At 62.9% G+C, this 18,496-nt stretch carries 16 protein-coding genes; 12 read left to right on the top strand and 4 right to left on the bottom strand.

Going from position 1 to position 18,496, the window contains the following annotated elements; translation table 11 throughout:
• Positions 1–55 precede the first annotated feature (55 nt).
• The 4 genes from ACW4TB_RS20185 (at position 56) to gcvP (ending at position 6,320) form a co-directional block, all read left to right on the top strand.
• Positions 56–1,678, top strand: coding sequence for an ABC transporter permease (locus ACW4TB_RS20185; RefSeq protein WP_042111830.1), 1,623 nt, complete (start codon positions 56–58; stop codon positions 1,676–1,678).
• A 123-nt stretch (positions 1,679–1,801) separates the two neighbouring features.
• A complete protein-coding gene (gene gcvT, locus ACW4TB_RS20180) occupies positions 1,802–2,884 on the top strand; it encodes a glycine cleavage system aminomethyltransferase GcvT (RefSeq protein ID WP_012316774.1) in 1,083 nt (360 codons plus the stop codon).
• Between the two features lie 47 nt (positions 2,885–2,931).
• Positions 2,932–3,315, top strand: coding sequence for a glycine cleavage system protein GcvH (gcvH, locus tag ACW4TB_RS20175; protein WP_012316773.1), 384 nt, complete (start codon positions 2,932–2,934; stop codon positions 3,313–3,315).
• Positions 3,316–3,446: 131 nt separating this feature from the next.
• Positions 3,447–6,320 (top strand): aminomethyl-transferring glycine dehydrogenase, encoded by a 2,874-nt coding sequence (gene gcvP / locus ACW4TB_RS20170; RefSeq protein ID WP_012316772.1) that lies wholly within the window; start codon positions 3,447–3,449, stop codon positions 6,318–6,320.
• 34 nt (positions 6,321–6,354) lie between these two features.
• Here the strand turns inward: gcvP and ACW4TB_RS20165 are convergent, their stop codons facing one another.
• Together ACW4TB_RS20165 and ACW4TB_RS20160 are read right to left on the bottom strand one after the other, a co-directional pair.
• Positions 6,355–6,669, bottom strand: a complete 315-nt coding sequence (locus ACW4TB_RS20165) for a DUF2388 domain-containing protein (protein ID WP_012316771.1) — start codon at positions 6,667–6,669, stop codon at positions 6,355–6,357.
• An 89-nt stretch (positions 6,670–6,758) separates the two neighbouring features.
• Positions 6,759–8,444, bottom strand: a complete 1,686-nt coding sequence (locus ACW4TB_RS20160) for a GspE/PulE family protein (protein ID WP_279933325.1) — start codon at positions 8,442–8,444, stop codon at positions 6,759–6,761.
• A 250-nt stretch (positions 8,445–8,694) separates the two neighbouring features.
• On the opposite strand from ACW4TB_RS20160, the gene ACW4TB_RS20155 reads away from it, so the two are divergent.
• From ACW4TB_RS20155 to ACW4TB_RS20120, 8 genes are all read left to right on the top strand, one after another.
• Entirely contained in the window at positions 8,695–9,444 is a 750-nt protein-coding gene (locus ACW4TB_RS20155) for a GntR family transcriptional regulator (protein WP_012316769.1), read from the top strand.
• Complete coding sequence (locus ACW4TB_RS20150) at positions 9,441–11,165, top strand: fumarate reductase/succinate dehydrogenase flavoprotein subunit (protein ID WP_012316768.1); 1,725 nt, start codon at positions 9,441–9,443, stop codon at positions 11,163–11,165. Before ACW4TB_RS20155 ends, ACW4TB_RS20150 begins: the two co-directional genes overlap by 4 nt.
• 69 nt (positions 11,166–11,234) lie before the next feature.
• Complete coding sequence (locus ACW4TB_RS20145) at positions 11,235–11,480, top strand: 4Fe-4S dicluster domain-containing protein (protein ID WP_008096634.1); 246 nt, start codon at positions 11,235–11,237, stop codon at positions 11,478–11,480.
• Positions 11,481–11,599: 119 nt separating this feature from the next.
• A complete protein-coding gene (locus ACW4TB_RS20140) occupies positions 11,600–13,006 on the top strand; it encodes an ABC transporter substrate-binding protein (protein WP_012316767.1) in 1,407 nt (468 codons plus the stop codon).
• A gap of 15 nt (positions 13,007–13,021) precedes the next feature.
• On the top strand, positions 13,022–13,804 hold the full coding sequence (locus ACW4TB_RS20135; RefSeq protein ID WP_012316766.1) for an ABC transporter permease: 783 nt from the start codon (positions 13,022–13,024) through the stop codon (positions 13,802–13,804).
• Positions 13,804–14,661, top strand: a complete 858-nt coding sequence (locus ACW4TB_RS20130) for an ABC transporter ATP-binding protein (protein ID WP_254466817.1) — start codon at positions 13,804–13,806, stop codon at positions 14,659–14,661. Before ACW4TB_RS20135 ends, ACW4TB_RS20130 begins: the two co-directional genes overlap by 1 nt.
• Positions 14,658–15,623, top strand: coding sequence for a HEAT repeat domain-containing protein (locus tag ACW4TB_RS20125; RefSeq protein WP_012316764.1), 966 nt, complete (start codon positions 14,658–14,660; stop codon positions 15,621–15,623). The genes ACW4TB_RS20130 and ACW4TB_RS20125 overlap by 4 nt, the downstream gene beginning before the upstream one ends.
• Entirely contained in the window at positions 15,623–15,922 is a 300-nt protein-coding gene (locus ACW4TB_RS20120; protein WP_012316763.1) for a DUF971 domain-containing protein, read from the top strand. Before ACW4TB_RS20125 ends, ACW4TB_RS20120 begins: the two co-directional genes overlap by 1 nt.
• A 5-nt stretch (positions 15,923–15,927) precedes the next feature.
• Here the strand turns inward: ACW4TB_RS20120 and ACW4TB_RS20115 are convergent, their stop codons facing one another.
• Positions 15,928–16,791 carry an ABC transporter ATP-binding protein gene (locus tag ACW4TB_RS20115; RefSeq protein WP_012316762.1) on the bottom strand — a complete coding sequence of 288 codons (864 nt, stop codon included), beginning with the start codon at positions 16,789–16,791 and terminating at the stop codon, positions 15,928–15,930.
• Positions 16,788–18,359 (bottom strand): ABC transporter permease, encoded by a 1,572-nt coding sequence (locus ACW4TB_RS20110; RefSeq protein WP_279933332.1) that lies wholly within the window; start codon positions 18,357–18,359, stop codon positions 16,788–16,790. Before ACW4TB_RS20110 ends, ACW4TB_RS20115 begins: the two co-directional genes overlap by 4 nt.
• Positions 18,360–18,496: the final 137 nt, after the last annotated feature.

Genomic DNA, 18,496 nt, shown 5'->3' with positions numbered 1-18,496 from the left:
GCTTGCCACGCGAACGACCGCTCAGCGGTTGCCATCTGCCACAGAGACAGTTGCCTTGCCCCACGCTCCCCAACGCCGCTGGTACCTCCCGGTCACCCTGACTGCCGCACTCGTGCTCTTGCCCCTGAGCGTCTTGCTGCTGTCCTGGCAGTCGATCGACGTGCAGATCTGGTCGCACCTGCTCGACACCCAGATGAGCCGCCTGCTCGGCAACACGCTCACCCTGGTGGCGGGCGTAGGCGTAGGCGTCACGGTGCTTGGCGTGAGCCTGGCCTGGCTCACCAGCCTTTGCGAGTTCCCCGGCAGGCGCTGGCTGGACTGGGCACTGATGCTGCCGTTTGCCATCCCTGCCTATGTCTTGGCGTTCGTCTTCGTCGGCCTGCTTGATTTCGCCGGCCCAGTGCAAAGCGCCTTGCGTGAAGTGTTCGGGCCCATGCGCCTGCCGCGGGTGCGCTCCACCGGCGGGGTGATTGTCGTGCTGGTGCTGGTGTTCTATCCCTATGTCTACCTGCTCGCACGCACGGCATTCCTGGCCCAGGGCAAGGGGCTCATGGAAGCGGCGCGGGTGTTGGGTCTTTCGCCGCTGCAAGCTTTCTGGCGGGTTGCGCTGCCCATGGCGAGGCCGGCCATCGGCGCAGGCATTGCGCTGGCCCTGATGGAGACCTTGGCAGATTTCGGCGCGGTGGCGGTGTTCAATTTCGACACGTTCACCACCGCCATTTACAAGACCTGGTACGGCTTCTTCAGCCTGTCCAGCGCGGCTCAACTGGCCAGCCTGCTATTGCTGGCGGTAATGCTGGTGCTGTACGGAGAGCGACGAGCTCGTGGCGCCTCGCGTAGCGCAAATGAACGCCCTCGGGGTCAGGCCCTCTATCACCTGCGCGGTCTGAAGGCACTGCTGGCCAGTGGTTGGTGCCTGCTGGTATTTGCCTGTGCCTTCGTCATCCCGCTGCTGCAGTTGCTGGTATGGTTCTGGCAGCGAGGGCGGCAAGACCTGGACGAGCGCTATGTTGGTCTGGTGCTGCACACCCTGTACCTGGGCGCCATGGCAGCCTTGATCACGGTGTGCGTAGCCTTGGTACTGGCCTTTGCCCGGCGCCAGGCGCCGACTGGCGGCATCCGCGCCGGGGTCGGCCTGGCCAACCTGGGCTACGCCTTGCCCGGTTCGGTGCTGGCGGTGTCGATCATGCTGGCCTTCAGTTACCTGGACAACCACCTGGTGATCCCTCTGTCGACGTGGCTGGGTGGGGCAGGCAAGCCGTTGCTGCTGGGTAGCCTCGCGGCTTTGCTGGTGGCCTATCTGGTACGTTTCATCGCCGTGGCCTATGGGCCACTGGAAGGCAGCCTGGAGCGCATCCGCCCGTCGTTGCCCGAGGTTTCACGGAGCCTAGGTGTCGGAGGGGCGAGATTGTTTTTCAAAGTGTATATGCCGCTGCTGGTTCCCGGTGCCCTCAGCGCTGCACTGCTGGTCTTCGTCGATGTGCTCAAGGAAATGCCTGCAACGTTGCTGATGCGGCCCTTCGGCTGGGATACCCTCGCCGTACGGGTGTTCGAGATGACCAGTGAAGGGGAGTGGGCCCGTGCCTCACTGCCCGCTTTGACCTTGGTGCTGGTTGGCCTGCTGCCGGTCATCGGCCTGATTCGTCGTTCAGCCAGGCGCCCCGGTCACAGTCACTGAGGGTGCCAGCCCGCGCCCTTGCGGCTACAATGCGCGGCATTCGCGCGACGGGTCCTACAAGAAGAGCTGACGACCAAACGTCATCGACCGCCGCCGCTTCGCCACGCCCGGAAGGAGAAACCCATGGGACAGCGCACGCTTTTGTACGACTTGCACCTGGCGCTAGGCGCCAAGACAGTCGATTTCGGTGGCTGGGACATGCCCCTGCACTACGGCTCGCAAGTCGAAGAGCACCATCAGGTGCGCAGTGACTGTGGGGTGTTCGATGTCTCCCACATGACCGTGATCGACATAGATGGTGCCGATGCCACCGTCTGGCTGCAGCGTTTGCTGGCCAACGACGTTGCCCGCCTTGCGGGTGTCGGCAAGGCTCTGTACAGCCCGCTGCTCAACGAAGAGGGCGGGGTTATCGATGACCTAATCGCCTACCGCACGGAAAATGGCTACCGGCTGATCACCAATGCCGCCACCCGCGCCAATGTGTTGGCGTGGCTGGAGGCCCGCAGTACCGGCTTCTCGGTCGGTTTCAAGGTGCGCCCTGACCTGGCCATTCTCGCCATCCAGGGGCCCCAGGCCCGCGAGAAGGTCGCAGCCTTGCTCAGCGCTTCGCGCGCTGCGCTTATCCGTGAGCTGCGCCCGTTCGAAGGGGTTGGCGAGGGCGACTGGTTCATTGCCCGCACCGGTTACACCGGTGAAGACGGGTTGGAAATCATCCTGCCGGGCCATGAGGCTGTGGCCTTCTTCAACGACCTGGTCGGCGCTGGCATCGCCCCCAGTGGCCTTGGCGCCCGCGACACCTTGCGCCTGGAGGCCGGCATGAACCTGTACGGCCAGGATATCGATGAAGACCACACCCCGCTTACCTCCAACCTGGGCTGGAGCATCGCCTGGGAGCCGGCCGAGCGCGATTTCATCGGCCGCGCTGGCCTGCTGGCGGAAATCGAGCGCGGCGTGCAGGACAAGCTGGTCGGCCTGGTGCTGGAGGAGCGCGGTGTTTTGCGCGCCCATCAGGTGGTTCGCGTTGCCGGCATTGGCGAAGGGGAGATCACCAGTGGTAGTTTCTCTCCTACGCTGAGCAAATCCATTGCCCTGGCGCGTGTACCCATGGCCACCGGTGACCGTGCCGAGGTCGAGATTCGCGGTAAGTGGTACCCGGTGCGGGTGGTCAAACCGACCTTCGTGCGTCACGGCAAGATTCTGATCTGAACAATCAACGGCGGGCCGACCGCTGACCCAATCGAGGAATACAAGACATGAGCAATATCCCCGCCGATCTGCGTTTTGCCGAAAGCCACGAGTGGGCGCGCCTGGAAGCCGACGGTACTGTGACCGTGGGTATCAGCGACCACGCTCAAGAGGCCCTGGGTGATGTGGTGTTCGTGGAACTGGCAGAGGTTGGCAAAGTATTCGCTGCCGGCGATGCTGCTGGCGTGGTCGAGTCGGTCAAGGCCGCTTCGGATATCTATGCCCCGGTGGGTGGCGAAGTGATCGCGGTCAACGAAGCCCTGGCCGACAGCCCGGAGCTGCTCAACGAAGAGCCTTACGGCGCCTGGATCTTCAAGCTCAAGCCAAGCGACAAGGCCGAACTGGACAAGCTGCTGGATGCTGCTGGTTACGGCGCCGCTATCGGCGAGTGATCATTCTGGCCTCATCGCCGGCTTGCCGGCGATGAGGCCGGCACTGGCGAAGCAAGTTTTTCCGCAGTATCGGCAATCCTTCCTAGACTTATAAATCTCCACGAGGCCTGGTCTAGGAAGAGAGCGTCGTCATGTCCCAGTCGCCATCCCTGCATCAACTGCAAGAGCTCAACCCATTCCTGCGTCGTCACCTGGGGCCAGATGCCTCGGAGCAGCAGGCCATGCTCAACGCCCTGGGCTTGAGCAGCCGCAGCGAGCTGATCGAACAGACCGTCCCGCCGGATATCCGTTTCAACCGCGCCCTCGACCTGCCCGCCGCTCTGGATGAACAGGCTGCGTTGGCCAAGCTCGCCGGTTATGCCGAGCAGAACCAGGTGTGGACCAGCCTGATCGGCATGGGTTACCACGGCACCGTCACGCCAACCGTCATCCTGCGCAACGTGCTGGAGAACCCCGGCTGGTACACCGCCTATACGCCTTACCAGCCAGAAATCGCCCAAGGCCGGCTGGAAGCCCTGCTCAACTTTCAGCAAATGGTCATCGATCTGAGCGGCCTGGCCTTGGCCAATGCCTCACTGCTCGATGAAGCCACCGCCGCAGCCGAGGCCATGGCCTTGGCCAAACGCGTGGCGCGTAACAAGAGCAATGCCTTCTTTGCCGATGAACACTGTCACCCGCAGACACTGTCCGTGTTGCAAACCCGGGCTGAAGGTTTTGGTTTCGAGCTGATCGTCGACGCTGTGGATAACCTTGCCCAACACCAGGTATTCGGCGCTTTGCTGCAGTACCCGGATACCCATGGGGAAGTGCGTGACCTGCGCCCGCTGATTGACCAGTTGCACGGCCAGCATGCCTTGGCATGCGTGGCGGCAGACCTGTTAAGCCTGGTGGTGCTCACGCCGCCGGGCGAGCTTGGCGCAGACGTAGTGCTTGGCTCGACCCAGCGCTTTGGCGTGCCGATGGGCTATGGCGGCCCGCATGCGGCCTATTTCGCCTGTCGCGAGGACTACAAGCGGGCGATGCCGGGGCGCATCATCGGCGTTTCGCGTGATGCCCGTGGCAATACCGCACTGCGAATGGCCCTGCAGACCCGCGAGCAACACATCCGGCGCGAAAAAGCCAACTCCAACATCTGCACCGCCCAGGTACTACTGGCCAACATCGCCGGCTTTTATGCGGTGTACCACGGCCCTGAGGGTTTGCAGCGCATCGCACAGCGCGTGCACCGGCTGACCGTCGTGCTGGCCGCCGGCCTTGAGGCCAAGGGCATCAAACGCCTTAACCAGCATTTCTTCGACACCCTTACCCTGGATGTCGGCGGTGCTCAGGCGGCGATCATCGAAAGTGCGCAAGCGGCGTGTATCAACTTGCGCATTCTGGGCCGCGGCCACCTGGGTGTGAGCCTGGACGAAACATGCAGCGAAGAAACCGTGCTTCGGCTGTTCGACATCTTTCTTGGCGTGGATCACGGCCTTGAGGTCACTACGCTTGACCAGCATGCCGTGGTAGAGGGTATTCCGGCTGCACTGGAGCGGCGCACACCGTTTCTTTCCCACCCGGTGTTCAACCTGCATCACAGCGAAACGCAGATGCTGCGCTACCTCAAGCAGCTGGAGAACAAGGATCTGGCGCTGAACCAATCGATGATCCCGCTGGGTTCTTGCACCATGAAGCTCAACGCCACCAGCGAAATGATCCCCATTACCTGGCCCGGATTCGCTCAGCTTCATCCCTTTGCGCCCGATGCTCAGGTCGCCGGCTACAAAGCGATGATCGACGAGCTGGAGTGCTGGCTGTGCGCTATTACCGGTTTTGACGCGATCTGCATGCAGCCCAACTCAGGTGCCCAGGGCGAATACGCCGGGCTGATGGCAATCACCCGTTACCACCGCAGCCGTCATCAGCCTCAACGTACGCTGTGCCTGATCCCTTCGTCGGCCCACGGCACCAACCCTGCTTCGGCGCAGATGGCTGGCATGGAAGTGGTGATCGTCGACTGCGATGACGATGGCAACGTTGACCTCGACGACCTCAAGGCCAAGGCCAATGCTGCAGGCGAGCGGCTGTCCTGCCTGATGGTTACCTACCCGTCGACACATGGTGTGTATGAGGAGGGCATTCGGGAAATCTGTGAGGTCGTGCACCAGCACGGTGGCCAGGTCTACATGGACGGCGCCAACCTGAACGCCCAGGTCGGTCTCACGCGGCCGGCTGACATCGGCGCCGATGTCTCGCACATGAACCTGCACAAGACCTTCTGCATCCCGCACGGTGGCGGCGGCCCTGGCATGGGGCCGATTGGTATCCGTGCACACCTCAAGCCGTTCGTCGCCAGTCATCCGGTGGTGCCGGTGCCGGGCCTGGACCCGAACAACAGCGCGGTCAGCGCTGCGCCCTGGGGCAGTGCGAGCATCTTGCCGATCAGCTGGATGTACATCGCCATGATGGGGCCGCAACTGGCCGATGCGAGCGAAGTGGCCATCCTGTCGGCCAACTACCTGGCCAGCCAGCTTGGTGGTGCTTTCCCGGTGCTGTACCGAGGCCGAAACCAGCGGGTGGCGCATGAGTGCATTCTTGACCTGCGGCCGCTCAAGGCAATTACCGGGATAACTGAAGAGGATGTGGCCAAGCGCCTGATGGACTATGGCTTCCATGCCCCAACCATGTCATTCCCGGTTCCTGGGACCCTGATGGTCGAACCGACAGAGAGCGAGTCGAAAGCCGAGCTGGACCGGTTCGTCGAGGCCATGCTGGCGATCCGTGCGGAGATCGGGGAGGTGCAGGAGGGTAACTGGCCGGCGGAAGACAACCCGCTCAAACATGCGCCGCATACCCTGGCCGATGTGCTGGCACCGTGGAACAGGCCTTACAGCCTTGAGCAGGCGGTGGCCCCCAGCGCTCACGTGCGCCAGCACAAGTACTGGCCAGCGGTGAACCGGGTCGACAATGTGTATGGGGACAGGAATCTGTTCTGTGCGTGCGTACCGGTGGAGGCGTATCGCTGAGCTGAAACTGGGGCTGCACAGCAGCCCCTGGGCCTTACTCGGCTATCGCATTCTTCGCCAGGATGGCATTGGCCAGTTCCATGTCGCTGGCTTGCATGCCTGGGTTCTCAGCCCGCACCTGACGCATGGCCGCCTCCAGGAACGGCCCACGAATAGCACCTTCACTGGCAACGAAGCTGCCGGCGTCATCCTGCGCCGCGACGACCAGCTTGTGATCTCTGGAGGTCAGGTAAGTCGATGCCGTGGTCGCGCCGGAAGAAATCACGTTGCGCCAGAAGGTATCGGCCATGGCGGAGCCAATGGGCAGCGAAAGCAGGGCAGCGGCTGCGATGGCGGTTGGGAGACGCATGATGAAACACCTCGAAGGGTGAGGGCTGATGGAGCCCGATTTGATTGTGTCTGCGGGGCGTAAGTTCCTCGAAAACAAGGGTTTTTTGCTCATGTGCAGACCCGCAGCACTTCCTCTTGGCAGGTCAGTCCACGGGCCACTTTTGCCTCCCCGCAGCGTTTCAGGTCCAGCAACCCTTCGCTCAATGCCTGTCGCCGCAAGCTGGCAAGGTCCGCTCCGGCGCCTATCCGGGCGCGCAGGCTTTCGCTCGGGACCAGTAGCTCGAACACGCCCGTTCGACCATCAAAGCCGGTGCCCCGGCACATCAGGCAAGGCTGGCCGCTGGCCGATGCTGCGCAGCCCTGGCACTCACGGCACAGCACGCGTACCAGGCGCTGTGCCATCACCCCACTCAGGGAGGCCTTGATCAGGTAATCGGGCACGCCCAGTTCCAGCAGGCGGGTAATGGCCCCACAGCTGTCGTTGGTGTGCAGGGTCGAGAGCACCAGGTGTCCGGTAAGGGCAGCTTGCACGGCTACCAGAGCCGTCTCGCGATCGCGGATCTCGCCGATCATGATGATGTCAGGGTCTTGGCGCAGCAGCGCGCGTACACCGTTGGCGAAGCTGAGGTCTAGTGTCGGCTGCACCTGTAATTGATTGAACGCCGGCTCCAGGCGTTCGATCGGGTCTTCGATGGTGCACAAGTTGACCTCGGGTGTGGCCAGCCGCTTCAGGCTTGCGTAAAGCGTGCTGGTCTTGCCTGAACCGGTAGGGCCGGTGACCAGCAGCATGCCATGACGGCGCTGCAGCAGGGCCTGCCACTGCTGCAGTTGTTCACCTTCCAGGCCCAGGCGGTCGAAGTCTTCCTGTAGCTGCTGTGGGTCGAACAACCGCAGTACCAGCTTTTCGCCAAAGGGGGTGGGCAGGGTAGACAGGCGCAATTCCACTTCGCGGCCACCTGGCAGGCTGCACTTCATGCGGCCATCCTGCGGCCGGCGTTTCTCCGCGACATCCATGTGGCCCAAGTGCTTCAGGCGGCTGACGACGGCCAGGGTCACGCTGGCCGGGAAGGCGTAGACCGTATGCAGGAGGCCGTCTATGCGATAACGCAATCGGCCCTGCTCGCTGCGCGGCTCAAGATGGATGTCACTGGCGCGCTGTTCGACAGCGTACTGCAGCAGCCAGTCGACGATGTGCACGATATGCGCGTCGTCTGCCGTGGCGTTGCCCTGGCGCTTGTCCTGCTCCAGCCACTGCTCCAGCTCACCCAGGCTTGCCGACTGCTGATGCTGGGCGCCTTGCACCGAGTGGGCGAGGCGAGACAACGACTGGCCCACCTGGCGCAACTGCAGGGGGCTGGCGAGCACGCGGCGGATCGGCTTGCCCAGGCTGCGGGCCAGATCGGTTTGCCAGTCACACTGGTAAGGCTGCGCACTGGCCACGGTGATGCCCAGGCTGTCGCTGGCCAGGATGAGTATGCCGTGGCGATGGGCGAATGCTGGCGATATCAGCCCGTTGACCTGAGACAGGTCGAGTTGCAGTGGGTCGATACGCTGGTAAGGCTGCCCGACTTTTCTGGAGAGCCATTGGCACAGGCAGTCCAGATGCAGGCGCTGGCCGGGGTGCTGGCGGTCTTCGAGGCCCAGGGCCGCTACGGTTTCGAGCGGATGGCGAGGTGGCTGTGAGTTGGCGTATTCAAGTACTTGCCTGGCGTCGTTGGCGCTCAGGCGCTGGTCGGCTTGCAACGTGTCCAGCACGCGCTTGAGGTCGAGGGATCGATCGTCGGGGTTGTGCATGGCGGCGTCCGTGCCAAGTGATGAGGTCCTGATCAAGGCTAGCCGGGCCCGACACCCCCGGGCCGATAAAGGATTTCGGAATTTTGCCGGATGGGTGATTCCCCTTGCGTGGGTTGCGCGTGAAGGGCCCGCAGGGCAACCGCAAACCTCTATATGCATATGCAATAACAGTATTTCACGGTCAATTCTTATGCCCGATATTCTCTGGTCACAACTTGTTATAACAAGTGCCCAATCAGCGAAGAGAACCATGGCCGAACTGCTCCCACTTTCACCGGTACCGCTCTACACCCAGCTCAAGGAATTGCTGCGCGAGCGCATACTCGACGGCACCTACGCCCCCCACAGCCGCATGCCCTCAGAAAGCGAACTGGGCAAGTCGTTCGACGTCAGCCGCATCACTGTGCGTCAGGCCTTGGGCGATCTGCAGAAGGAGGGCCTGATCTTCAAGATTCACGGCAAAGGCACTTTCGTCGCCAAGCCCAAGGCGTTCCAGAACGTGAGCACCCTGCAAGGTTTGGCTGAATCTATGACGCAGATGGGCTACGAAGTGCTGAACCGGCTGCGCAGCTTCCGCCATGTGCCAGCCAATGCGTTGGTGGCGGCGCGCCTGCAGGTCGAGGAGGGCAGCCTTGTGACTGAGATTCGGCGGGTGCGCCTGATCAACCGTGAGCCGGTATCACTGGAGCTGACCTGGTTGCCAAAGGCTGTGGGGGAAAAACTGGAAAAAGCCGACTTGGTTACCCGCGACATTTTCTTGCTGCTGGAAAACGACTGCGGCATCGCGCTTGGTCACGCTGACCTGGCCATCGATGCGGTCTTGGCCGACAGCGACCTGACCCAGGCACTGGAAGTGGAAGAGGGGGCGCCGATCATGCGCATCGAGCGCCTCACCCATGCCGCTGATGGCACACCGCTGGACTTCGAACACCTCTACTACCGCGGCGATGCCTTCCAGTACCGCCTGCGCATCGACCGCCAGAAAGGGGGCAAGGCATGAGCATCGAGACCCAGGACTACGACATCATCGTCATCGGCGGCGGCACTGCTGGCCCGATGGCCGCTATCAAAGCCAAGGAGCAGGACAAAAGTCTGCGCGTGTTGCTGCTGGACAAGGCCAACGTCAAGCGCAGTGGCGCCATCAGCATGGGCATGGATGGCCTGAACAACGCGATCATCCCTGGGCACGCTACACCCGAGCAGTACACCAAGGAAATTACCGTTGCCAATGACGGTATCGTCAACCAGGCCACCGTACATGCCTATGCCACCCACAGCTTTGCAACCATTGAACAGCTCGACCGCTGGGGTGTGAAGTTCGAGAAGGACGAGACCGGCGACTACGCGGTAAAGAAGGTCCATCACATGGGCGCCTACGTGTTGCCCATGCCCGAAGGCCACGACATCAAGAAGGTGCTCTACCGCCAGCTCAAGCGGGCCCGTATCGAGATCAGCAATCGCATGGTTTGCACCCGTGTGTTGCTCGACAGTGATGGTGCGGCGGCCGGAGTACTCGGGTTCGACTGCCGCAGTGGCGAGTTTCGCGTGGTGCGTGCCAAGGCGGTGATCCTTGCCTGCGGTGCTGCCGGGCGCCTGGGCCTGCCGTCTTCGGGGTATTTGATGGGTACCTATGAGAACCCCACCAACGCGGGTGACGGGTACGCCATGGCCTATCACGCAGGCGCCGAACTGGCCAACCTTGAGTGCTTCCAGATAAACCCGTTGATCAAGGACTACAACGGCCCGGCTTGCGCCTACGTGACGGGCCCACTGGGTGGTTATACCGCTAATAGCAAAGGCGAGCGTTTCATCGAGTGCGATTACTGGAGCGGGCAGATGATGTGGGAGTTCCATCAGGAGCTCGAAGGCGGCAATGGTCCGGTGTTCCTTAAACTTGATCACCTGGCAGAGGAGACCATCCAGAACATCGAACATATCCTGCACAGCAACGAGCGCCCCAGCCGTGGCCAGTTCCATGCCGGGCGCGGTACCGACTACCGCCAGCACATGGTCGAGATGCATATCTCCGAGATCGGTTTCTGCTCCGGGCATTCGGCCTCGGGTGTGTGGGTCAACGAGAAGGCCGAGACCAGCGTCAGGGGCCTGTACGCCGCGGGCGACATGGCTGCGGTGCCGCACAACTACATGCTCGGTGCGTTCACCTATGGCTGGTTTGCTGGCGTCAACGCCGCGCAGTACGTGGCCGGGCGCGAGCTGGCCGAGGTCGATGTGGCCCAGGTAGAGCGCGAACGTGAGCGCGTGTTCGCGCCGTTGCACCGCGAGCATGGCCAGCCGCCAGCGCAAGTCGAATACAAGCTGCGGCGCATGGTCAACGACTACCTGCAGCCCCCCAAGGTGACCAGGAAAATGGAAATCGGCCTGGCGCGCTTTGCTGAGATCGCGCGTGACCTTGAGCAGATCAAGGCCAACAACCCACATGAGCTGATGCGTGCGATGGAAGTATCGGTGATCCGCGACTGCGCCGAAATGGCCGCCCGCGCTTCGCTGTTCCGCAAAGAAAGCCGCTGGGGTCTTTACCACCATCGTGTCGATTATCCCGAGCGCAACGATGGCCAGTGGTTTTGTCATTGCCACCTGAAGAAGGGCGAGGACGGTGAAATGACCAGTTTCAAGAAAGCCGTCGAACCCTACCTCATTGCCTTGGATGCCGAGGAACAGACTGCCTACGACCGGCTACGGGTCAAGGCCGATGCCGCGTGAGTGGGGTGGCGCACAGCGGCCCCGGCAATGAACGACAACGAGGGCCAAAGGCCCCGAGGAAACCGTGAAATGGCCTACCAACCCCAAGAGATTTTCTTTCGCAGCAGCGCCCCGGTGACCATCGACGAAGACAAATGCATCGCTGAAAAAGGCTGCACCGTGTGCGTTGAGGTCTGCCCAATGGACCTGTTGGCCATCAACCCGGCCACCCAGAAGGCCTACATGGCCTTTGATGAGTGCTGGTACTGCATGCCCTGCGAAAAAGATTGCCCTACTGGTGCAGTGAAGGTCGACATCCCTTACCTGCTGCGCTGACCCTCCCAGGCCATCCGGCGAGCCACCGGACGCCCTCTGCAATGCCCCTCGTTTCCCACCACCCAAGCCTGGTGGCGGAGACGATTCCAATACTTCAAACGATTCGAGGGGAAGCACCCATGCGCCTTGTAGCAAACTTGGCCGGCCTTGCGCTGGCACTCACTGGCCTTAACGCCAGTGCCGAAACCATCCGTATCGCCATCGGTACCCAGGACACCACCATCAACTGCGCCACCGGCGGCTTGCTGATTCGCGAACTTGGCCTGCTGGAGAAGTACCTGCCGCATGACGGCAGGTACAAGGATGCCCAGTATCAGGTCGAGTGGAAGAACTTCACCAGCGGAGCGCCACTGACCAACGAAATGGTCGCCGGCAAGCTCGACTTCGGCGCCATGGCCGACTTCCCTGGCTCGTTCAATGGCGTCGCTCACCTGGATGCAGGTAAACGCAGCCTGTTCATCAGTGTGCTGTCGGGTAGTGTGCACGGCAGCGGCAACGGCATCGTCGTGCCGGCGGCCTCCGCCGTGCAATCGCTTAGCGAACTCAAGGGCAAGACCATTTCCGTGCCGTTTGCCTCCACGGCCCACGGTATGCTGTTGCGCGCCATTGCGGCCCAGGGCTGGGACCCGCACAAAGACGTGCGAATCATCGCCCAGGCCCCGGAGATCGCAGGCTCGGCCTTGCGCAGCAACCGCATCGAAGCCCACGCCGACTTCGTGCCGTTCGCCGAACTGTTCCCCAACCGTGGTTTCGCCCGCAAGATCTACGACGGTGCCCAGGCCAATGCGCCGACCTTCCATGGTGCCTTGGTCGATGCCCAATACGCCCGCCAATATCCCGAGGTCGTCACCGCCTACCTGCGTGCGAGCCTTGAGGCCGACCGCCTGATTGCCACCGAGCCCGAGAAGTACAGTGAGCTGATCGAGAAGGTCACCGGGATTGAAGCCGAGGTCAATTACCTGTTCCATGGGCCGCTGGGCCTGCAAACCCGCGATCTGACCTGGAAGCCCGAGTACCGCAAAGCAGTCGCCACCTCCATCGACACCCTCAAGCTGCTGAAGAGGACCGATCGGGAGCTCGATACCCGCCAGTTCATCGATGATCAGTACATCCGCGCCGCCTTCACGCAGGCGGGTGTGGATTACGACAAGGCGCTGCAAAACTACGACCCGCTGCCGCTCAAGGCTGCAGATGCGCTGACCGGCAAACCGATTACCGATTTCAGCCGCTTGGCGCAGATCTGGGTGCGGGGGGAAGACAAGGTTCGCCACTATGCCTCGCCTGAGGCCGCCCTTGGTGCCCTTGCCCAGCTTGAGCAGGAAGGCAAGGACATCCGCGCCATCTACGCCCAGGCCGCCGACAGCGGCATCAAGCTGCTGGCTAACCAGGCCTGGTTCGTGCGCAACACCAAGGGTGAGTTGGCCGCCTTCCTGCTCAAGGATCAGGCCGAGCAGTACGCCAAGGCTCATGGCGCAGAAGTGCTGGACTTCGTCAGCGCCAACCAGAAGCTGGTTGCCCAGCGCTGACCGGGAGGCATGGTAATGACCCGCGATCTCAAACGTTGGCCGCTGCGCCTCGCTTCGCTGCTTGCCTGCCTGTCGTTCTGGCAGGTGGCAGCCAGCGCAAAGCTCGACCTCGGGCTGTTCAGCTTCACCTATGTGCCCACACCCAGGGCGGTGCTGGATGCCGCCTGGCAATTGCTCACGTCCAGTGCCGTGCTGGCGCACCTGGGCAGCAGCCTGTCGCGGGTATTTGCCGGCTATAGCGTCGCGGCGCTGCTGGGGGTGGCGCTGGGGCTGCTGATCGGACGGTCGCAATGGGCCGAAGACACGCTGTTGCCGCCCCTTGAGGTACTGCGGCCGATCCCGGCGGTGGCCTGGATACCGTTGGCGATCCTGATGTTCCCTTCTTCGGAGCTGTCGATGGTCTTCATCACCTTTACCGGCGCGCTGTTCCCCATCCTGCTCAACACCGTGCATGGCGTCGAGGCGGTCGACCCGCGCCTGGTGGCCTCCGCGCGTAGCTTAGGCGCCGGGCGCTGGGCGATCCTGCGTGAGGTGGTACTGCCTGGTGCGCTGCCCAGTATCGTCACTGGGCTGGCCATCGGCATGGGAACCTCGTGGTTCTGCTTGGTCACTGCCGAGATGATCTCAGGGCAGTTCGGCATCGGCTATTACACCTGGGAGTCGTACACCTTGCAGAACTACCCGGACATCATCGTCGGCATGTTACTGATCGGCGTGCTGGGCATGGGTAGCAGTGCTCTGGTCAAGCAGCTCGGCGCACTGGCCACCCCTTGGTATCGCACGCGGAGGGCCGCCTGATGAGCCGTTGTCAACAGGCCCTGGCGCCTGGGCGCATCGAAGGGCGCGGCCTGTCCATCCGTCTGGGCCAAGGTGCTGAGGCGTTCGAGGCAGTGCAGCGCCTGGACTTCGCCGTCGCGCCCGGTGAGTTCGTGTGCATCCTCGGGCCTTCCGGTTGTGGCAAGTCCACGTTGCTCGGAGCACTTGCCGGGCACCTGGCCCCCAGCGATGGCGTACTGAGCGTGGACGATCAGGTCATCAATGGGCCGTCGCCGCAGCGCGGCATGGTGTTTCAGCACCACACCCTACTGCCTTGGCGCAGTGTGCTCGACAACGTCGCGTTCGGCCTGAAGATGCAAGGCCTGGGCAAGGCCGAGCGCCAGCGTCAGGCGCGCGAGATGCTGCAACTGGTGGGCCTGGCCGACTTTGCCGGGCGCTGGCCCAGCCAGCTGTCCGGTGGCATGCAACAGCGCGCCGAAATCGCCCGGGTGCTGATCAATCGTCCCCGCCTGTTACTCATGGACGAACCTTTCGGCGCCCTTGATGCGCAAACCCGCTCACGCATGCAGGAACTGTTGCTGGATATCTGGGCGCGTATTCGCACTACTGTGGTGTTCGTCACCCATGACATCGATGAAGCCCTGTTCCTGGCCGATCGCATCCTGGTGATGAGCCCGCGCCCGGGGCGTTTCATCGAGGACCTGCAGCTGGACTTTCTGCGGCCACGCCGCGCCGGCTTGTTGACCAGCCCGCAATTCACCCATCTCAAACGTCACTGCCTGGCCTTGCTGCGCCACGAAGAAGGTCGCGAACTGCCGCGGCTGACCCCGTTGGGCCTGCCGGACACCGACCACCCTCCACTACGGATCGCGCTATGACTGAACGCAACATCGACAACCCGGCCATCATTGCTCTGCTGTCTCGCCTTGAAGACGTCGACGCAGGTGTGCGGCGCATCGCGCTGATCGAGCTGGCCGACCTGGAAGACCCGGACGGTTTGCCTTGGCTCACCGATGCGCTGTTGGTCGATGCGGCCGATGAGGTGCGCACTGAAGCCGCGCGGCTGCTCGAAGCGTGGGAAGAGCCAGAGGTGGTACAGGCCCTATGCGCTGCGTTGGCCGATCCTGCCGAGCCGGTGCGCCTGGCCGCAGCGCAGAGCCTCAGTGAACTCAAGAGCCTGGAAGCCGGGCAACTGATCCTGCCCTGGGTCAGCCACGCAGCGGCCTTTGTTCGCACCAGCGCCCTGCGTGCCCTGCGCGAACTGCGCCTGGAAGATGCCGCAGCGCCTGCGCTGCTCGCGCTGGCGGATGACGATGCGGCCGTGCGACGTGAGGCGGTGGGCATCCTTGGTTGGCTCAAACACGAGCCCGCGGTGCCGGCACTGGCAAGGCTGGCCGAGGGTGAGCCGGACGCGCAAGTGCGTCGCGCAGCTATTGGTGCGCTAGGGCTTGCGCGTGGCAGCTCCGTGCTGCCTGCGCTGGTGGCAGCGTTGAACGATGCGGTCTGGCAAGTGCGTGAAGAAGCTGCGACCACCCTGGGCAAGGTAGGCCAGGCTGAGGCTGGGCCGGCGCTGGTGGATGCACTTGCCGACGGTTTCTGGCAGGTACGCCTGCGTGCGGCGCGTTCACTGGGACGCCTGCGCTATGCCGCTGCACTGGATGCCCTTGGCGATCTGCTCGGGCACGGCATCGCCAACCTTCGCAAGGAGGCGGCCTTGGCCCTCGGCGAGCTGGGCCAGGCGCGTGCCTTGCCATTGCTGCAGGCCGCCGAGGCCGATAGCGACCCGGAGGTGCGCAAGGCGGTGCGCATTGCCTTGGCGCAATTGCGCGGGGTGGCGTGATGAACGCGCCGGGGGCAATCAGCAACCTGCGCGGGGTCGGACAGTTGCTGCTGGAATGGGAGGATGGCGAGCACAGCATCAGCCATGCGCGCTTGCGCGGTGCATGCCCCTGCTCGCAATGCCGCGCGGCGCGGTTGCTGGGAGGCATTGCAGTGGTTGCCGCCGATGTCCGCATCGAGCGGATCGAAGCACAAGGGTATGGCGTGCAACTGGTATTCAGCGATGGTCATGAGCGGGGGATCTATCCTTGGGCGTACTTGTACGATCTGGGTAAACACCGCTCTACAGCTACCGCCTGATTCAGTCAGAGCGCAATCAGCTCCGGCCGCAACCCCTCCACCCGTCGCGTTGGCGGCGGCAGGTAACCGCCATCACCGGTGATCTGGTGCAGCACCTGCTCACGCAGCCCATGCAGCGCCACGCCTGTGCGCAGCCGCGGGTGCGGCAGATCAATGTCGACCACCGACTTGATCCGCCCAGGGCGCGGCTCCAGTACCACGACCCGGTCCGCCAGGTAAGTTGCCTCCTCGGCGTCGTGAGTGACCAGCAACGTGGTGATGCCGGCACGTTCGCGGATGCCCAGCAGCTCATCCTGCAGCTGCTGGCGGGTCAGCGCATCGAGCGCACCGAACGGCTCATCCAGCAGCAGGATGCGAGGGCTGGCCACCAGACCTCGGGCGATCGCCACGCGCTGGGCCATGCCACCGGAAAGCTGATGCGGGTAAGCGGACTCGAAGCCGACCAGGCCTACCAACAGCACGAACTCATGCACGCGACGGGCACGCTCGCCCTGAGTCAGCTGCTCATTCACCAGCCCCAGGGCGATGTTCTGCTCAACCGTCAGCCAAGGGAACAATCGATGCTCCTGGAATACGATGCCGCGTTCGCCACCGATGCCGCTCACAGGTTGGCCATCGACACGAATGCTGCCGCTGTAGTCAGTGTCCAGCCCGACCAGCAGGCGCAGCAGGGTGGACTTGCCGCACCCGGAGGCGCCGACGATGGCGATGAATTCGCCCTCGTTGATCGACAGATTGAAATTGCGGATGGCTTCCAAGGAATGACCATCGACGGTGAAAACCTTGCCCACTCCTTCGAAGCTCACCAGCGCTGGCGTGGTATCAGGTTGGTTGGCCGCAAGCAGCTGTGAGGTGTTGAAAGCGTTCATGCGGTTCTCCAGCGCGTGGCGCGCATTTCGAGGCGTTGTCCAAGGTTGCCCAGCAGGGCGCCGACCAGGCCGATCAGAAGCATGGCGGCCATGACCTGGTCCATGCGGAACAACTGTTGTGCGCCGATCATCAGGCTGGCGATGCCGCCGTCCGAAGGCATGAAATATTCAGCGCCGATGGTGCCTAGCCAGGCATAGATCAGCGACAGACGCAGCCCGGCAAAGATGGCCGGAGCAGCGCCGGGCAGCACCAGTAGGCGCAGGCGTTGCCACTGGTTCAGGCGCAGCGTGCGGCCAGCTTCGCCCAGTTGTGGCGAGAGGCTGGCGATACCGCGCTGCGTAGCGATCAGCAGTGGAAAGAATGCTGCCAGGCCGACAAACACATTCTTGGCGCCCTCACCCAGGCCGAACCAGGCCGTCAGCAGCGGCACCCAGGCGAACAACGCTACCTGGCGCAGTGCCGAAAGGCTTGGCCCGAACAGCCGCTCGGCGTTGTGTGAAAGCCCCAGCAGCAGCCCCGACAGCAAGCCCGCACCGCCGCCAAGCACCAAGCCGGTCAAGGTGCGCTGCAGGCTCAGCAGCATGGCTTCAGGCAGTGAGCCATCGGCCAGGCCTGCGAACAGCGTACGCACGACATCCAAGGGCGAAGTCAGAATGTTTTGATCGATCCAGCCGAAGCTGCTGCTGGCCTGCCAGAGCATCAGCAGGGCCACGGGCAGCAACAGGCTCAGCCAGCCTGTGGGCAGTGGGCCGCGCTGGTGTTCGCCCGTGGCCGGTTGTGGCCAGTACAGCAGGCGCTTCTCCAGCGTCGAAAAACCTCGGTCCATGAGCCCGCCGACCAGTCCGATCATCAGGATGCACAGCAGCACCAGGTCGAGCATGAACAGTTGCCTGCCCCACACCATCAAATAACCGATGCCTTCGCTGGAGGCCAGCAACTCCACGGCCAACAAGGAGGTCCAGCCGGTAGCCAGGGCAAGTCGCACGCCAGTCAGGAAAGCGGGCAGGGCGGCGGGCAACAGCAGGCGGAGTATCAGCAGATGAGGCGGCAGGCGCAACGCTGCAGCGGCTTCACGCAACTTGGGTTGGGTATCGCGTACGCCGACCAGCGTATGCAGGGTGACCGGCACCACCACGGCTTTCACCAGTACGACCAGTTTGAGCAGTTCCCCGATGCCGAAAAACAGCATGAACAATGGGATCCATGCCAAGGTGGGGATCTGTGCCAGCGCGACGAAGGTAGGCAGCACTAGCGTCTGCGCATTGCGCGAAGTCCCGAGCCACGCCCCAAGCAGCAAGCCGCTGGCAATACCTACCAGCAATCCCCACCACAGCCGCTGCAGACTTATCCACAAGTGCCCCCAGAGTTCACCGGAGCCAAACTCAACGGCACTCTGCCAGACCAGCGAGGGCGCCGGCAGTATCTGCTCACTCATCCAGTGCTGTTGGCTCGCCGCCACCCACAACAGCGCGATCAGAATAGGCAACAACACCGCAAGTATGCGGGAGCGGCCTTGGGCCGTGGAAGGGCCGCGTAGCCACGCTCGCTTGCTCAGAATTCCATTCATCGGCCATCTCTCGAAGCGTTTCTAGGTTATGCACTTATGGAATTAAAAATTCACACATGTGGATTTCAAGAGATAAGAGCATGCGCACCCTGCATACGGAAGCCTCATGTCATTGCGTTTTCGTCATATTTTCCATG

Source organism: Lelliottia jeotgali (assembly GCF_977070485.1).
Note: the sequence above shows the minus strand (reverse complement) of the source record. Positions and strands in the feature narration are given on the sequence as shown.

Excerpts from the sequence above, each read along its gene's own strand:
- ACW4TB_RS20125 (WP_012316764.1), top strand. The coding sequence starts at position 14,658 with ATGACTGAACGCAACATCGACAACCCGGCCATCATTGCTCTGCTGTCT.
- ACW4TB_RS20120 (WP_012316763.1), top strand. The coding sequence starts at position 15,623 with ATGAACGCGCCGGGGGCAATCAGCAACCTGCGCGGGGTCGGACAGTTG.
- ACW4TB_RS20150 (WP_012316768.1), top strand. The coding sequence starts at position 9,441 with ATGAGCATCGAGACCCAGGACTACGACATCATCGTCATCGGCGGCGGC.
- ACW4TB_RS20165 (WP_012316771.1), bottom strand. The coding sequence starts at position 6,669 with ATGCGTCTCCCAACCGCCATCGCAGCCGCTGCCCTGCTTTCGCTGCCC.
- ACW4TB_RS20160 (WP_279933325.1), bottom strand. The coding sequence starts at position 8,444 with ATGCACAACCCCGACGATCGATCCCTCGACCTCAAGCGCGTGCTGGAC.
- ACW4TB_RS20110 (WP_279933332.1), bottom strand. The coding sequence starts at position 18,359 with ATGAATGGAATTCTGAGCAAGCGAGCGTGGCTACGCGGCCCTTCCACG.
- ACW4TB_RS20115 (WP_012316762.1), bottom strand. The coding sequence starts at position 16,791 with ATGAACGCTTTCAACACCTCACAGCTGCTTGCGGCCAACCAACCTGAT.
- ACW4TB_RS20155 (WP_012316769.1), top strand. The coding sequence starts at position 8,695 with ATGGCCGAACTGCTCCCACTTTCACCGGTACCGCTCTACACCCAGCTC.
- gcvT (WP_012316774.1), top strand. The coding sequence starts at position 1,802 with ATGGGACAGCGCACGCTTTTGTACGACTTGCACCTGGCGCTAGGCGCC.
- gcvP (WP_012316772.1), top strand. The coding sequence starts at position 3,447 with ATGTCCCAGTCGCCATCCCTGCATCAACTGCAAGAGCTCAACCCATTC.
- ACW4TB_RS20140 (WP_012316767.1), top strand. The coding sequence starts at position 11,600 with ATGCGCCTTGTAGCAAACTTGGCCGGCCTTGCGCTGGCACTCACTGGC.
- ACW4TB_RS20145 (WP_008096634.1), top strand. The coding sequence starts at position 11,235 with ATGGCCTACCAACCCCAAGAGATTTTCTTTCGCAGCAGCGCCCCGGTG.
- ACW4TB_RS20130 (WP_254466817.1), top strand. The coding sequence starts at position 13,804 with ATGAGCCGTTGTCAACAGGCCCTGGCGCCTGGGCGCATCGAAGGGCGC.
- gcvH (WP_012316773.1), top strand. The coding sequence starts at position 2,932 with ATGAGCAATATCCCCGCCGATCTGCGTTTTGCCGAAAGCCACGAGTGG.
- ACW4TB_RS20135 (WP_012316766.1), top strand. The coding sequence starts at position 13,022 with ATGACCCGCGATCTCAAACGTTGGCCGCTGCGCCTCGCTTCGCTGCTT.